Source organism: Ruegeria sp. AB9 (assembly GCF_056542585.1).
In genome coordinates this window covers 156,352-169,824 of record NZ_JBQGAA010000005.1, presented here as the reverse complement: position 1 = coordinate 169,824, position 13,473 = coordinate 156,352, and the positions used below count along the sequence as shown (strand labels likewise).

The following is a 13,473-nucleotide window of genomic DNA, read 5'->3' as shown; positions in this document are numbered from 1 at the left end:
CGTTTTGTCTGTCCCAGCAGCGGTGGCAAGTCAACGGGAAGATACTGCATATCCTTAGACCTCCCTATACCCGAAGTTGAATGAGGAATGGCCCGGGCAATTTGTGGTTCGGAAAAACTCTTGAGAAAATTCACATACTTGCCGATAGTCGAATGGAATTTATTTGAGGAGAGGGTAGTCAGGCATGGCAATAGTCAAAACGCCCAACCCAATCCCTCTGCTAATTGCCGCCTTGGTTTTTTTGGTGTCGACGTCGCAGATGGTTGCGGCGAGCGACAGTTTCATGGATCCACAAGGACCCATCGCCGCGATCCAGAAAACGCACCTGCTGCGGGCGACCGCATTGATAATGGTGGCTGTTATCCCTGTCCTGATATTGGTGCCCCTGATCGCGCTTCGATATCGTCGCCGTAAAAACAGCAGCGCGGCTTATCGGCCAGATTGGGATTTTTCGGCAAAGCTGGAATTCCTAATGTGGGGGGTGCCCGTTTTGATTGTGGCGCTTCTGTCGTTCTATCTTTGGAAGGCAACCCATCGGCTTGACCCGTACTCGGCGGCTTTTGGCGAAGATCCGGCCTTGCGTGTGCAGGTGGTCGGTCTGGATTGGAAGTGGCTGTTCATCTATCCCGATCTTGGCATCGCCAGCGTGGGTGAATTCGGCATTCCCACAAAGCGACAGGTGGCGATGACGCTGACCACCGATACCGTGATGCAATCTTTCATGATCCCCGCGCTGGCGGGCCAGATCTATGCGATGCCGGGCATGACAACGCAACTGCATCTGGTTGCGGACGTTCCGGAAGTCATGCAGGGCGAAAACACTCAGTACAACGGGCGCGGCTTTACCAAACAGAAGTTTCGCACTGTCGCGATGCAAGATGATGAGTTCGACGCATGGGTCGACAAAGTTCGTGACCACGGTATCCAGCTAGACCCGGCAATCTATCGTACACTCGCGATGCGGACAGACAGGGATGAAGTCCAGGCCGCGCTGGGCACCGCTGAGATGCCGAAAGACGCGCTGTACTTCACGTTGGACGAGGATTTGTTTCACAGTATTTTGCGCCGTTATCATGGCGGCGAAGCAGTGCCGGTGGATCAACAACCGGGAACGGCATCATTCGGGAAGGAGGCGCAGAAATGACGTCACCGGGTACAGGGTTCTTTGGCCGCCTCAACTGGGATGCGTTTCCGGTCACAGGGTTGATCCAGAACCCCAATGCAAATGAGATCGTCGCCAACGCCGCTGCTGCGGTCGTCTTGGTGGGCGTTGTTGCCGTCGTCGGATTGCTGAGTTGGTTTCGCTTGTGGACCCCCTTGTGGCGAGATTGGTTGACAAGCGTTGATCACAAGAAGATCGGAATCATGTACATCGTCTTTGCCATCGTGATGCTGGCACGCGGCGTACTGGAAGGTGTGGTCATGCGCGCCCAGCAAGCGGCCGGGCCCGGCGATGGCTTCCTTGAGGCTGAACACTTTGCCGAGCTTTTCAGCACTCATGGCACGATTATGGTGTTCTTTGTGGCGGTGCCCTTTGTCTTTGGTGTGGCGAACTACGTTGTCCCGCTGATGATCGGGGCGCGCGATGTGGCGTTTCCGCGGTTGAACCAGATCAGTCTTGGCCTGACGGTATCCTCTGGCATGATGTTGATGGTGTCATTGGTGGTCGGTGAATTTTCGACAGGAGGCTGGACGGCCTATCCGCCCTATACCGGAGCCGCATTCAACCCGGGTGTTGGGCCCGATTATTGGATCTGGGCCATCGTTGTTTCGGGTGTCGGTACAACGCTCACCGGTATCAATTTCGCCGTGACAATCTACAAGATGCGTGCGCCGGGCATGACGTTCATGCGGCTGCCCATGTATTGTTGGACGATTATCTGTAGTTCCATCCTGATCATCTTTGCCATGCCACCGTTAGGGGTTGCCGCACTGTTGTTGGCCGCTGATCGCTATCTGGATTTCCACTTTTTCACCAACGACCTCGGCGGCAACATGATGAACTATGCCAACCTGTTCTGGCTGTTCGGCCACCCTGAGGTTTACCTGCTGGTCCTGCCTGCCTACGGTATCTACTCCGAGGTGTTCGCAACTTTTTCGGCCAAGCGGCTCTACGGTTACAACTCGCTTGTCATAGCCACGATGTCGATTGCGGTGCTTTCGTTTACCGTCTGGCTGCACCACTTTTTCACCATGGGCCAGAGCGCGCTGATCAACGCGGTGTTTGGCATTGCGACGATGCTGATTGCCATTCCGACCGGTGTCAAAGTCTATGACTGGATGGCGACCCTGTGGCGCGGACGCATCCGTTTCTCTGTGCCGATGCTTTATAGTCTGTCTTTTTTGATGCTGTTTGTCATTGGCGGGCTCAGCGGTGTGATCCTGGCCAACCCGACCGTGGACTATCAGGTTCACAACACATTGTTCCTGGTGGCCCATTTTCATAACGCTCTGTTGCCCGGGGTGCTGTTCGGATTGCTGGCGGCCTACAACTATTGGTTTCCCAAGGCTTTCGGCTTTCGTCTGAATGAATTCTGGGGCCGCGTTTCCGTTTTTTGCTGGACCGGGGGCTTTCTGCTGACCTTCATGCCACTCTATTTCGTTGGGCTATTGGGAATGCCGCGCCGATCATTCAGCTATAGCGACCCTTCCTTCCAACCCTTTATGATTGTGGCTATAATTGGTGCGTTGGTTATTACCTGCGGATTGTTCTCGGTTCTGATCCAACTGTGGGTCAGCATCCGTGACCGCGACCAAGCCCGCGTTCCGGTTGGGGATCCATGGGATGGACGCACGTTGGAATGGTCGATCCCGTCACCGCCTCCTGTCTATAATTTCGCCATCATCCCGCACGTAACGGATCGGGACGAATTCGCATCAGTGAAAGAAAGTGGTGCGGCCTATCCAACGCCTGACGCTTATGAAGATATCGAATTGCCGCGCAATACAGGCATCGGCTTTGTCCTGTGTGTTTTGAGTGGAGTTTGGATGTTCGCACTTGTCTGGTGGATTTGGTGGCTGGCCGCATTGATGACCGTTCTGATGATCTTGGCGGTGATCGTCTGGACATTCGACGACAGCACCGAGCTGACCATACCGGCGGAAGAAGTGCGTAGAGATCACGAAGCCTGGCTTGCACTGGTTCACGGCGAAACGGCGGTGGATCGCGATTTTGAAACGTCACCGGAAAATCGCGGCCTTGCCCGCCCTGATCTGGAGGCGGTCACATGAAGCGCGCGCCAACGCATAGTTATCCGGGCATTAACCTGGGTGAGCGCCATGCCAGCGCGGACAAGGCGACCGAAGTTGTCACCTTTGGGTTCTGGGTATTTCTGATGAGCGATCTGGTCTATTTCGGCCTGATGTTCGCGATCTACATCACGATGATCGATGCGCAGGCTGGTGGTCCCGGCCCGCACGAACTGTTTGATCTGAAAAGCGTCTTTGCGCAGACGCTTATCCTATTGACCAGCAGCCTGACGGTTGGCCTTGCCATGCTGGCGCTAAAATACAACTTGCCGCGTGGCCGTATTGTTTTGTGGTTCGGCGTCACGCTTGTGCTGGGGTTCAGCTTTTTGGTGCTTGAGATACGTGATTTCATGGCCATGGCGGAAAAAGGTGGCATCCCACAGCGCAGTGGTTTTCTGTCGGCTTTCTTTGGGTTGGTTCCGCTTCATGGTCTGCACGTCGCCGCAGGATGCCTGTGGCTGATCGTTCTGGGGATACAATTACGCGTGAAGGGGATGACTGACGTCATCATTTCACGCGTGGTGCGGTTGGCATTGTTCTGGCATTTCCTCGACCTGATCTGGATAGGGATCATCACCATCGTGTATTTCGGAGGTCTGACTTATGGATAAGCGGTCTGAAATGCATCGTCGCGAACGTCGACGCTATGTGATCGGATACGGCGGCTCGCTGTTTCTGACTCTGGCGACATTTGGTGTGGCCTACCATTTCGGGATCGAAACGCCGGGTGTTTACCTGAGCATTGGATTGCTGGGTCTGGCACAGCTTGTTTTGCAACTTGTTTATTTCCTGCATATTGATCGTCGGCGCAGCAGCCGCGAAGACCTGCACTTAGTCCTGTTTTCCACTTTGGTTCTGCTGATCATGATTCTTGGCACAGTGTGGGTGTTGGGCAACCTGGCGATCCGAATGCATATGCACGTGATGTGAATTGCGGGTGCCGCAGGCAGAAAGGAATGCGAGAATGAAACCTCTCAAAACTGCGGCAGTGGCCTTTATGCTTGCAGCAATTGCGGCGGGTCTTTTTCTGTTCTGGCGGCATGAAGAACGGTACCCGTCTACGCAGGACGCGTATGTGGGCGCGAATATCATTTATGTGGCGGCGCAAGTAACCGGTCAGGTGGCTAATGTGCTTGTGATGGAAAACCAGCCTGTGAAGAACGGCGATCTGCTATTTACTATCGATGACACCCAGTTCAAGGCTTCCGTGGATGAGGCCAAGGCCAATCTGGACAGTGCCGTTCAACAGGCCAAGTCTTATTCCACGCAGATTACGGCGGCGGAGGCTTCAGTAGAAAGTGCGCAGTCTGCATACGACACTGCGAACAAGAGTTTTGAACGTGCAAAGGCGCTGTTTTCGACCGGCGACGTCGCACAGGCGTCTCTGGATCAGACAACTTCTCAATTCGCGCAGGCCTCGGCAAGGTTGACGACAAGCCAGTCCAGCCTGTTGGCACTGCAAAGCGGGTTGGAGGCGAAACAGGATGATATCCTGTCTTCGCAGGCACAGCTTGAAATTGCTGAAACCAACCTTGCCTGGACCAAGGTCTATGCTGCGGCTGACGGATGGATTGCCAATCTGACCCTTCGCCCCGGATCGTCGGTGTCCGCCAACGCCCCGCAGTTCTCGATTGTCGAGTCTTCCGATTGGTGGGTGGACGCTAATTTCAAAGAAACCGCTTTGGCGCGCATTCGCCCTGGACAACCCGTCACTGTGCAGGTCGATATGTTCCCCGGAATAACTCTCACAGGCAAGGTGGCTTCAATCGGACGTGGGTCAGGGGACACGTTTTCTTTGTTGCCCTCAGAAAACGCGAGCGGGAATTGGGTTAAGGTCACCCGGCGATTTCCGGTTCGGATAGAACTTGACCCGACCGATGTGCCCTTGCGTGTCGGAGGCAGCAGCAAAGTCGTCGTAGACACAACAGGTCCGGCGGACGGGAAATGACCCCTGTGGCATCCAGCCATGTGAATCCGGTGATCGTGATCGCCGTGGTTCTCAGCGCCATTCTGGAAGTCCTGGACAGTACAATCGTAAATGTTGCTTTACCGCATATTCAGGCGGCATTTGGGGCTACGACCGATCAGGCGACGTGGATTTTGACCAGCTATATCGTTTCAGCGGTGGTTATCATGCCGTTGACAGGGTTTGTCGCCCGGCGCGTGGGACGGCGACGGTTGATCCTGACTGCTGTGACCGGATTTGCCGCCATGTCTGTGATGTGCGGCCTGTCCTGGAGCCTGGAAGTCATTGTTGCCTTTCGGCTGGCTCAAGGGATGTTTGGAGCTTTTCTGATCCCGTTATCGCAATCCATCTTGTTCGATGCCTTCCCTCGGGAAAAACGCGGGCAGGCGATGGCTATTTTTGGATTGGGTGTCGTGGTGGCTCCGGTTTTGGGGCCAACAGTCGGGGCGATCCTGACCGAGTATTTTTCCTGGCGGATGGTCTTCTTCGTCAATCTTCCCGTGGCTGCCCTTGCATTGCTTCTGTTGGCCGGGGAGTTGCCGGATGACAAAACCGAGGACGTGCAGATCGACTGGAAAGGTCTGGCTTTGTTGGCGCTTGGGATCGGGTGCCTTCAATTCGTTCTGGACCAAGGCGAGACGTTGGACTGGATGTCATCCCGCGTCATCCAGGTGGCAGTGATCGCTTCTGTTCTGGGTGCGCTTGGGTTCATCTTTCACGCGCTGACCTCACGAAACTCGGTTGTTGACCTGCGCTTGTTCGCAGATCGAAACTTCGCCCTTTGCAACCTGATCATTGCGGGTTTTGCCGTTTCCCTATTCGGTGGCATCGCGATTTTGCCAACACTTGTTCAAAGCCTGCTGGATTTTCCTGTCATCGCCTCAGGCCATCTTTTCATTCCGCGTGGATTGACCGCTGGATTGTCCATGGTTCTGACCGGTGCAGTGCTGGTAAACCGCTTTGATCCCCGTCTATTGGCGGGTACCGGCCTGTTGCTTACGGCAATCGGGAACTTCATGATGGGTGCCATCAACCTCAATGCCGGTTTTTGGGAACTGGCATGGCCGGGGGCGATCAGCGGTCTCGGTATGGGGCTGGTGTTTGTGCCCATGTCGATATTGGCGTTCGAGAGCATCAGTAAAGGTCGGCAGGACGAAGCCTCTGGCCTTTTCAACGTGACACGGCAATTGGGATCGTCGGTTGGAATTTCGTTGGTCGGCACATGGGTTGTACGTGGCTTGCAGACCAATACCGCGGTGCTCAGCCAGAATGTGACGCCCTATAACCCTGCGGCCCAGGCTTACCTGAGCTCACTCGGCATTGCGCCAGACAGCGCCCAAGGTGCTGCGATTTTGGGGCAGGAAATCATGAAACAGGCAGAGATGATTTCCTATCTGACCGTATTCAACAACTTGGGGCTGCTGGCCCTGGCGACAATTCCACTGCTTTTCTTTTGTCGTGCTCCGAAGGCGGGGGCGCAAACCGCTGCTCATGTGCACTAACGCATCAAAGTCAGGCCCAACCACAAGGCGAACCAGCACAGGGCTAGGCTGATCAGGATATTGCCAGCTGCCAGAACAAGAGTGTGCTCTCGCCGAAGCTCGAGAGATTGATAGGCAAAGCTGGAGAACGTGGTAAACCCACCGCAGAATCCAAAGACCAGTCGTCTTTGGTCTTCGGATATATCTACAGGACCGCCCAGATAGCCGATCCAGAGCCCAAGCAGCAGGCTGCCCAATACGTTCACGATCAGTGTTGAAAAGGGTAAATCATGCTGCACTTTCATTGCCAGCCAGTGGCGCAGGACAGCCCCGAGGCCTCCACCCAACCCAAACATTGCATGAAGATACAGGTCATTCATGACGATGACTTCTCGGAATGAATGTGGTGTCCCAACTTTTCTCCGACCAGCGCGGCGCCAAGGCCCATTGCAATCTCCAACCCGACTGCCAGAGGGACAGCCCACAGATCGCTTTCAGCAATGCGTTCCAGATCAGCTACAAAAGACGAGAAGGTCGACAACCCGCCACAAAACCCGACTGCGCCCAGATGCAGCACATGAGCGTGCACCCTGTGGCGTACCGAATACAGCCATCCCAACACAAAACAGGCTGCCACATTGATGCCGAAGGTTGAAGTGAGGAAACTAAGGCCAGGGATTTCCAACGCAAATGCTTCGCGCATCAACGACCCCAGTGCTCCGCCCACAAAGACGGCAAGAAACATAAGGCTCTTTCGGTCGCGCCGGGGCTGGGAATGCGTCTTTTCCAAAGGTAGGCCTATCTTCTTACGGTGTGCGTGGCATATCCACTGGCTGCGCCCGGTTCAACTGTCGAGAAGCCGTAACACGATTTCACGTTTTCGTCTTTGAGTGGATAAATTCCCTCAAAAGCTTGCAATCAAAAATCAATCTGTTTCACGTTGAGTGCTGTTGGCAAGGCGCAGCAGCCAGGCGGAAACATGAGGAGACCGGAACATGATTGTACGCAGGATTTACTATTTTCTGAGCTATGTCTGCCTGCCACTTGTATTGCTTCTGGGGTTCTTCTGGTCCCCCCTACATTGGCTTTTGGTCATTTTGGTGCCCTACGCGGTCATCGGCCTTTACGATATTTTGACAACCAAGCACAATGTGCTGAACAACTACCCGGTTCTGGGACATTTCCGGTACATGCTGGAATTTGTCAGCCCGGAAATTCGGCAGTATTTCGTGGAAACCAATGAAAGCGGTCGACCGTACAACCGGATCGTTCGGGGGTTGGTTTATTCCCGCGCGAAGGGTCAGATGGACACGCAGGCTTTCGGAACCCAATACGACATTACCGAGGTCGGCTATCACCGCGCAAATCACTCACTGGCGCCTAAACACGTAGACGAAAGTGAATTCCGCGTGATGCTGGGGGGGCCGCAATGTACACAACCTTACAGTGCCTCGCGCCTCAATGTTTCGGCCATGAGCTTTGGCGCGCTCAGCGCCAACGCTATCCGCGCGCTCAATGGCGGGGCAAAGGACGGAGGGTTTGCTCACAACACCGGTGAAGGCGGATTATCTCCACACCACCTGGCCGAAGGCGGTGACATCATCTGGCAGATTGGGACGGGCTATTTTGGATGCCGCACTCCGGAAGGTGGGTTTGACAAGGACAAGTTCGCCGAAAAGGCGACCAAAGATGTCGTCAAAGCAATTGAGATCAAGCTGTCCCAGGGTGCCAAGCCAGCGCATGGTGGTGTTCTACCCGCAGCTAAAGTCGATGCCGAGATTGCTGAAATCCGTGGCGTGCCCGAGCATCAGGATGTGATCTCACCCCCGACTCACAGCGCTTTTGAAGGTCCCACAGGATTGATGCATTTCGTTCAGCATCTGCGCGAAATGTCAGGTGGCAAACCGATTGGTTTTAAGCTGTGCATCGGTAACCCGTCCGAGTTCATGGCGATTTGCAAGGCAATGCTCGAGACAGGAGTATTGCCGGACTTCATCACCATAGACGGATCAGAGGGGGGGACGGGTGCGGCCCCCGTCGAATTCACCAACCGTCTGGGTATGCCCCTGAACGAGGGGCTGATTTTTGCAAGTAACTGCCTGAGGGGCGTCGGGCTGCGTGACAAGATCAGGGTTATTTGTTCGGGCAAAGTGGCGACCGGATACGACATGGTCGAGAAATTTGCGCTTGGCGCAGATATGTGCAACGCCGCGCGCGCGATGATGTTTGCGGTAGGCTGTATTCAGGCTTTGCACTGTAATACCAACCGCTGCCCGTCCGGGGTCGCCACTCAGGATCCAATCCGCGGGCGCGCTGTGAATATCCCACAAAAGCGTCAGCGTGTTCACCGATATCATGATGCAACGCTGGAAAGCTTCCGCGAACTCTTGGGTGCCATGGGCAAGGAAAAAGTGTCCGAGCTGCATCCGCGCGACATCTTGCGCCGCACGGCGGACGAGCATGAACGTACTTATGGTGAGCTTTACACCTATCTCGAGGATGGCGCGCTGCTGGCGGATACCGCGCCGGAGGAATTCGCAGCGGATTGGAAACGGGCTTCAGCGGCTCATTTCTGAGGCACGGCCCAGAATGCAGTATACTTGACTGGGGAAAGGTGTGGGCGCGCTGTCGCCCACTTCCGCCGCTGTGACATGCGGCTTCATTTAGCTGGGGTTCGATCTCGGATTGTTGGCCACATGCGTGTTGATCCTGCGAATGCTCCATTCAACTGCATCCCGCATGGCGCGCCCCAGGGCTAAATCAAACGCTTTAATAAGATCGGGTGTCTGATCGCTCGCTGAAACGACATTTTCCTGAAATGAACTTGAGGCGATGATCTTGTCTTCGTACTCGTCGATGATCTTGATGTTCATGCGCACTTCGATACGGACCTCGCTTACGTTCTCGGAGTCCGCGACAACAATGCCCTGAAACTCGCGCAGATCCGGTGCGATCACATAATCAGCACGCAGACCAACCGTTGACCGACCGACGGCGGCCACTTTGCCAGAATTCTCATAGCTTTCGACCAGCAGCGTCTGAACGATCAATGGCGCGCGATCTACCCATCGTGCGCGCGGCAAGTACTGAACCTGCAGAGGGGTGGGCTGAATGGCGATCTGATCCGTGTTCACCGCGGCGGTTGCTGTTGGTTCTTCGACAACGATCTGTTTCTGTATTCGCGGCAGCGCCGACGAAAATGTGCTTTTTGGCGTCAACAGATACAGATCGTTAGGTTTTGCCGCTTGCTGCAAAGTGCCCAGACCGGCACATCCACCGATCAATGCAAACATCAGTATTGCAATTGCAGGCTTGATCATTGACGGAACTCCGATGCTTGGGTGCCCAGAAGAAAGCGCGCAGGATCACGTTCGACCTTGTCCACCAAGCGGTCGAGGCTGATCACCAGACGTTGGGATTCTTCGATGAAACGGATAAATTGCGGCAGGCCGACGCGCAGGAAGTCGGACACCTGACGGCGGTTGTTCTGAACGATGCCGTCAATTGTTCCCAGCAACTCTGAAGCAGAGTTCGATGCGCTCAGGACGTCGTCCGAGATTTGATCGATCTTTTCGGTGATGTTCGAGACTGTTTCAGTTACCTGATTGGCTGCCTTCCGGATATCTTCCGCAACAGGGGCTACATCTTCCTCCATGACGCGGTTGGCAGAATCGAAAGCCGTTTCCGCCGAAGACAGCGCCCCTTTGGCCGTATCCATAGCGGATGTTATCGAACCGAGCGTTGTGTTGGCGTTCAAAACGGTTTCGTTCACGATGCCCAGTGTGACGCTGCCCTCGTCCGACAATAGGGTCAAACGTTCCGCCAGTTGCGATCCGCGCTCAATGAAAGGTCGAATGTCTTGCTGCAGGATACGGTCTGCAGTTTGGATTGTCGTTTTTGCTTCGTCCAACGCGGTTTTGGCCGACTCGGATGCGGACTTAACCGAATTGAGCGTATCTGTACCGGTCTTGAGAGTCGTTTCCGCCGTTTCGACCAGTGGGTCCAAGCGTTTCGAAAACTCACCAATATCCTTGGCAGCGCTGCCAATGTCGCTGGCAACAGACTCAAAACTTGTCAACGTCTTGTCCAGCCGGCCCGTCGCAGAGGAAAGATTGTCCAGAATGCTGCTCACGGCTTCCCGGTTCTTATCGTCAACAACCTTGTTCAGACTTTCCAGAAGTGTAACGGCCTCGTCCAGTACTTTTGGCGCGCCTTCGAACAACGACTGTATGGTGCTGCGTTTGCTTTTGATCACACTGTCCTGCGGCAATCGTTTGGCGGTCGGCGACCCACCGGTCAGTTCGACATAGCCTACGCCGGTTACACCCAGTGACTGAAGCTGAGCGATCGTTTCTTCGGTGATCGGAATTCCAGCATCCACTTCGATGCGCACCCGAACTTTAGACGGGTCGTCGTCGTCCAGATTTAGAGAGATCACCTGCCCAACAGGAAGACCGTTGAAATTCACACCGCCTGCGGCCGAAAGGCCCGAAACATTATCGAATAACACGTCATAGTAGGCGTATTGGCGGCTAACTTCGAACTTGGCCAACCACAGGAAGAAGCCGAATACGCCCAGAATACCCGCAAGGGTAAACGCGCCGATCAGGGTGTAATTTGCTCTGGTTTCCATCGCCTTTACCTGTCCTGACCCTTCTGTTGCGCCGCGCGGGCTCGGGGGCCTGTGAAATACTCCTGCACCCAAGGATGATCCACTTTGGTCATATCCTCAATCGGACCTTCAACCAGCACGCGTTTTTCTGCAAGCACTGCAATTCGGTCACAGATGGCGTAAAGGCTGTCCAAATCATGGGTAACCATGAATACCGTCAAACCAAGAGCTTGTTGCAATTCGCCAATCAGTTCATCATATGCAGCCGCGCCAATCGGGTCCAAACCGGCGGTTGGTTCGTCCAGAAATACGATCTCAGGATCAAGCGCCAGCGCCCGGGCCAGCGCGGCGCGCTTGCGCATACCGCCCGACAGTTCCGATGGAAACTTGCCGCAACTCAGTTGGGGCAGACCCACGAGGCTGATCTTCAATGCGCCCAGCGACTCCATCAGCTTTTCGCTAAGCCCCGTGTGCTCTCGCAGCGGGGCCATTACATTTTGCAGCACGGTCAGCGATGAAAACAACGCACCGTCCTGAAAGGCCACACCCCAGTGCCGTTCTATCCTGCGGCGATCTTCTTCGGGGCCGTTCAGGACATCGACGCCTAACACTTCGATACTGCCTGCTGCGGGTTTGTTCAGACCTACTATCGTGCGCAACAAAACCGACTTGCCTGTACCGGAACCGCCAACGATACCGAGAACCTCGCCGCGCCAGACGTCAAGGTTCAGATCGTCATGAACCACCTGTGTTCCGAATTGGTTTCTGAGACCACGGACACGAATCACAGGATCACGCTGCGCTGCGGTAGATGCTGGTGTCTGTTGCACGCTACCATCCATGTCAGATTCCGATCTCTGAAAAGAAAATCGAAAACAGTGCGTCGATCGCGATCACCATGAAAATGGATTGCACAACCGAAGCCGTTGTCCGCTGCCCGACACTCTGGGCAGACCCCTTTACCTGCATGGCCTGCCAGCACGCGATAACGCCTATGACCAACGCAAAAAACGGTGCTTTGATCAAACCAACCGCGAGCTGCCAGACATCGGTGTTTTCCTTTAATCGGGTGACAAACATGCCCGGGCTGACGCCGAGGTCGATCCAGCTCATCAAGGCTCCGCCGAACAGGCCTGCTACGTCTGCGACAAAGCCAAGAATGGGCAGCATGATCAACAAGGCCAGAACGCGCGGAATGACCAGAACTTCGATCGGATCAAGGCCCAGAGTCCGCATGGCGTCAATTTCTTCCTGTACTTTCATTGAACCGATGGAGGCCGTGAATGCGGAACCCGAGCGGCCAGCAACAATGATGGCCGTCAGCAAAATTCCCAGCTCTCGCAGGATCGAGATCGAAATCAGTTCAACCACAAAGATTTCGGCCCCGAACTGTTTCAGCTGTGTCGCGCCCTGAAAGGCCAGCACGACACCGATCAGAAACCCCATGAGGGCCACGATGGGAAGGGCTTTGAACCCGGTTTCTTCCATGTGCGTGACCAACGCTGCCTTGCGCAGACGCCACGGCATGATCAGGGTCCGAAACAAGCGGTGCAAGGTAAGGCCCAGAAATTCTAGGATTGAAAGAGTGTCTTTCCAGGCCCCGAACGTTCCCTGACCCACATGAGCGACCCAGTCCAGAAATCCGCGAGGGTCTTCGAGCTTTCCGGGCTTGTCCGGGATATTGTGGGTTACAGTATCTATCAGGGCCGCATGTGCGGGTTTCACACCTTGAAACTCCAGCGTGGCACCGCTTGATGTGAACCTCCGGCCAAGGTCTGCAACCAACCAAGCACCGCCGGTATCCAGTGCTTCAACGCCGGAAAGATCAAAAGTGACGTTATCCCCGGACGGCTGGACTGCAGCAAACTCACGCTCCACAAATTGCAAGGATTGTGTGAGCAACTCACCAGAAACGCGCACTTGGGTGCCGCTGGCGTCGCGCTCTGTTGTTATTGTTGGCTGCGTCATGGTGCCATGTGAAGTAAAACATTCAATGACTGCAATGGCTTTGTGCTATTTTGCCCTGTTTTTGCTGCACAGGATGGCCTTGGCGTCACGCTGTGTCGTGAATAGGAACACTCATAATTTTTAATGGGAGTGGTAAATTTCTCGGTTCAAATCAGGCTGAAAAAGAAAGCATAGGGCTGTTCGACTAATCGGTTGCG

The 13,473-nt window shown here is 54.8% G+C and carries 13 protein-coding genes; 7 read left to right on the top strand and 6 right to left on the bottom strand.

The features are described 5' to 3' along the window. Positions 1 to 184 precede the first annotated feature (184 nt). From ACR0K5_RS13555 to ACR0K5_RS13530, 6 genes are read left to right on the top strand one after another with little or no spacing between them, the layout of a single operon-like run. Complete coding sequence (locus ACR0K5_RS13555) at positions 185 to 1,144, top strand: cytochrome ubiquinol oxidase subunit II (RefSeq protein ID WP_480630181.1); 960 nt, start codon at positions 185 to 187, stop codon at positions 1,142 to 1,144. Then, positions 1,141 to 3,231 carry a cbb3-type cytochrome c oxidase subunit I gene (locus tag ACR0K5_RS13550; RefSeq protein WP_480630180.1) on the top strand — a complete coding sequence of 697 codons (2,091 nt, stop codon included), beginning with the start codon at positions 1,141 to 1,143 and terminating at the stop codon, positions 3,229 to 3,231. The genes ACR0K5_RS13555 and ACR0K5_RS13550 overlap by 4 nt, the downstream gene beginning before the upstream one ends. Continuing rightward, positions 3,228 to 3,860, top strand: coding sequence for a cytochrome c oxidase subunit 3 (locus tag ACR0K5_RS13545; RefSeq protein WP_480630179.1), 633 nt, complete (start codon positions 3,228 to 3,230; stop codon positions 3,858 to 3,860). Before ACR0K5_RS13550 ends, ACR0K5_RS13545 begins: the two co-directional genes overlap by 4 nt. Next, positions 3,853 to 4,179, top strand: coding sequence for a cytochrome o ubiquinol oxidase subunit IV (locus ACR0K5_RS13540; protein ID WP_480630178.1), 327 nt, complete (start codon positions 3,853 to 3,855; stop codon positions 4,177 to 4,179). Before ACR0K5_RS13545 ends, ACR0K5_RS13540 begins: the two co-directional genes overlap by 8 nt. 34 nt (positions 4,180 to 4,213) lie before the next feature. Further along, positions 4,214 to 5,197 (top strand): HlyD family secretion protein, encoded by a 984-nt coding sequence (locus ACR0K5_RS13535; protein WP_480630177.1) that lies wholly within the window; start codon positions 4,214 to 4,216, stop codon positions 5,195 to 5,197. After that, a complete protein-coding gene (locus ACR0K5_RS13530) occupies positions 5,194 to 6,717 on the top strand; it encodes a DHA2 family efflux MFS transporter permease subunit (protein ID WP_480630176.1) in 1,524 nt (507 codons plus the stop codon). Before ACR0K5_RS13535 ends, ACR0K5_RS13530 begins: the two co-directional genes overlap by 4 nt. On the opposite strand, the gene crcB is transcribed toward ACR0K5_RS13530, so the two are convergent. Together crcB and ACR0K5_RS13520 are read right to left on the bottom strand one after the other, a co-directional pair. Then, positions 6,714 to 7,076, bottom strand: coding sequence for a fluoride efflux transporter CrcB (gene crcB, locus ACR0K5_RS13525; protein WP_480630175.1), 363 nt, complete (start codon positions 7,074 to 7,076; stop codon positions 6,714 to 6,716). The genes ACR0K5_RS13530 and crcB overlap by 4 nt on opposite strands. Then, on the bottom strand, positions 7,073 to 7,441 hold the full coding sequence (locus ACR0K5_RS13520) for a fluoride efflux transporter FluC (protein WP_480630174.1): 369 nt from the start codon (positions 7,439 to 7,441) through the stop codon (positions 7,073 to 7,075). Before ACR0K5_RS13520 ends, crcB begins: the two co-directional genes overlap by 4 nt. Positions 7,442 to 7,691: 250 nt before the next feature. Between ACR0K5_RS13520 and ACR0K5_RS13515 the strand changes: the two genes are divergently transcribed. Further along, positions 7,692 to 9,272 carry an FMN-binding glutamate synthase family protein gene (locus ACR0K5_RS13515; protein ID WP_480630173.1) on the top strand — a complete coding sequence of 527 codons (1,581 nt, stop codon included), beginning with the start codon at positions 7,692 to 7,694 and terminating at the stop codon, positions 9,270 to 9,272. 87 nt (positions 9,273 to 9,359) lie between these two features. Here ACR0K5_RS13515 and ACR0K5_RS13510 read toward each other — a convergent pair whose 3' ends face one another. Genes ACR0K5_RS13510 through ACR0K5_RS13495 form a run of 4 tightly spaced genes read right to left on the bottom strand, consistent with a single transcriptional unit; the run spans position 9,360 to position 13,276 of the window. Further along, entirely contained in the window at positions 9,360 to 10,016 is a 657-nt protein-coding gene (locus tag ACR0K5_RS13510; protein ID WP_480630172.1) for an ABC-type transport auxiliary lipoprotein family protein, read from the bottom strand. Then, positions 10,013 to 11,329, bottom strand: coding sequence for an MlaD family protein (locus ACR0K5_RS13505; protein WP_480630171.1), 1,317 nt, complete (start codon positions 11,327 to 11,329; stop codon positions 10,013 to 10,015). Before ACR0K5_RS13505 ends, ACR0K5_RS13510 begins: the two co-directional genes overlap by 4 nt. A gap of 5 nt (positions 11,330 to 11,334) precedes the next feature. Continuing rightward, positions 11,335 to 12,150: an ABC transporter ATP-binding protein gene (locus ACR0K5_RS13500; protein ID WP_480630170.1), complete on the bottom strand. Its 816-nt coding sequence runs from the start codon at positions 12,148 to 12,150 to the stop codon at positions 11,335 to 11,337. Between the two features lies 1 nt (position 12,151). Beyond that, complete coding sequence (locus ACR0K5_RS13495; protein WP_480630169.1) at positions 12,152 to 13,276, bottom strand: ABC transporter permease; 1,125 nt, start codon at positions 13,274 to 13,276, stop codon at positions 12,152 to 12,154. Between the last annotated feature and the right edge of the window lie 197 nt (positions 13,277 to 13,473).

Bases quoted from the DNA above. Each gene is read 5' to 3' on its own strand.
- ACR0K5_RS13555 (WP_480630181.1), top strand. From the start codon at position 185: ATGGCAATAGTCAAAACGCCCAACCCAATCCCTCTGCTAATTGCCGCC.
- ACR0K5_RS13550 (WP_480630180.1), top strand. From the start codon at position 1,141: ATGACGTCACCGGGTACAGGGTTCTTTGGCCGCCTCAACTGGGATGCG.
- ACR0K5_RS13545 (WP_480630179.1), top strand. From the start codon at position 3,228: ATGAAGCGCGCGCCAACGCATAGTTATCCGGGCATTAACCTGGGTGAG.
- ACR0K5_RS13540 (WP_480630178.1), top strand. From the start codon at position 3,853: ATGGATAAGCGGTCTGAAATGCATCGTCGCGAACGTCGACGCTATGTG.
- ACR0K5_RS13535 (WP_480630177.1), top strand. From the start codon at position 4,214: ATGAAACCTCTCAAAACTGCGGCAGTGGCCTTTATGCTTGCAGCAATT.
- ACR0K5_RS13530 (WP_480630176.1), top strand. From the start codon at position 5,194: ATGACCCCTGTGGCATCCAGCCATGTGAATCCGGTGATCGTGATCGCC.
- crcB (WP_480630175.1), bottom strand. From the start codon at position 7,076: ATGAATGACCTGTATCTTCATGCAATGTTTGGGTTGGGTGGAGGCCTC.
- ACR0K5_RS13520 (WP_480630174.1), bottom strand. From the start codon at position 7,441: ATGTTTCTTGCCGTCTTTGTGGGCGGAGCACTGGGGTCGTTGATGCGC.
- ACR0K5_RS13515 (WP_480630173.1), top strand. From the start codon at position 7,692: ATGATTGTACGCAGGATTTACTATTTTCTGAGCTATGTCTGCCTGCCA.
- ACR0K5_RS13510 (WP_480630172.1), bottom strand. From the start codon at position 10,016: ATGATCAAGCCTGCAATTGCAATACTGATGTTTGCATTGATCGGTGGA.
- ACR0K5_RS13505 (WP_480630171.1), bottom strand. From the start codon at position 11,329: ATGGAAACCAGAGCAAATTACACCCTGATCGGCGCGTTTACCCTTGCG.
- ACR0K5_RS13500 (WP_480630170.1), bottom strand. From the start codon at position 12,150: ATGGATGGTAGCGTGCAACAGACACCAGCATCTACCGCAGCGCAGCGT.
- ACR0K5_RS13495 (WP_480630169.1), bottom strand. From the start codon at position 13,276: ATGACGCAGCCAACAATAACAACAGAGCGCGACGCCAGCGGCACCCAA.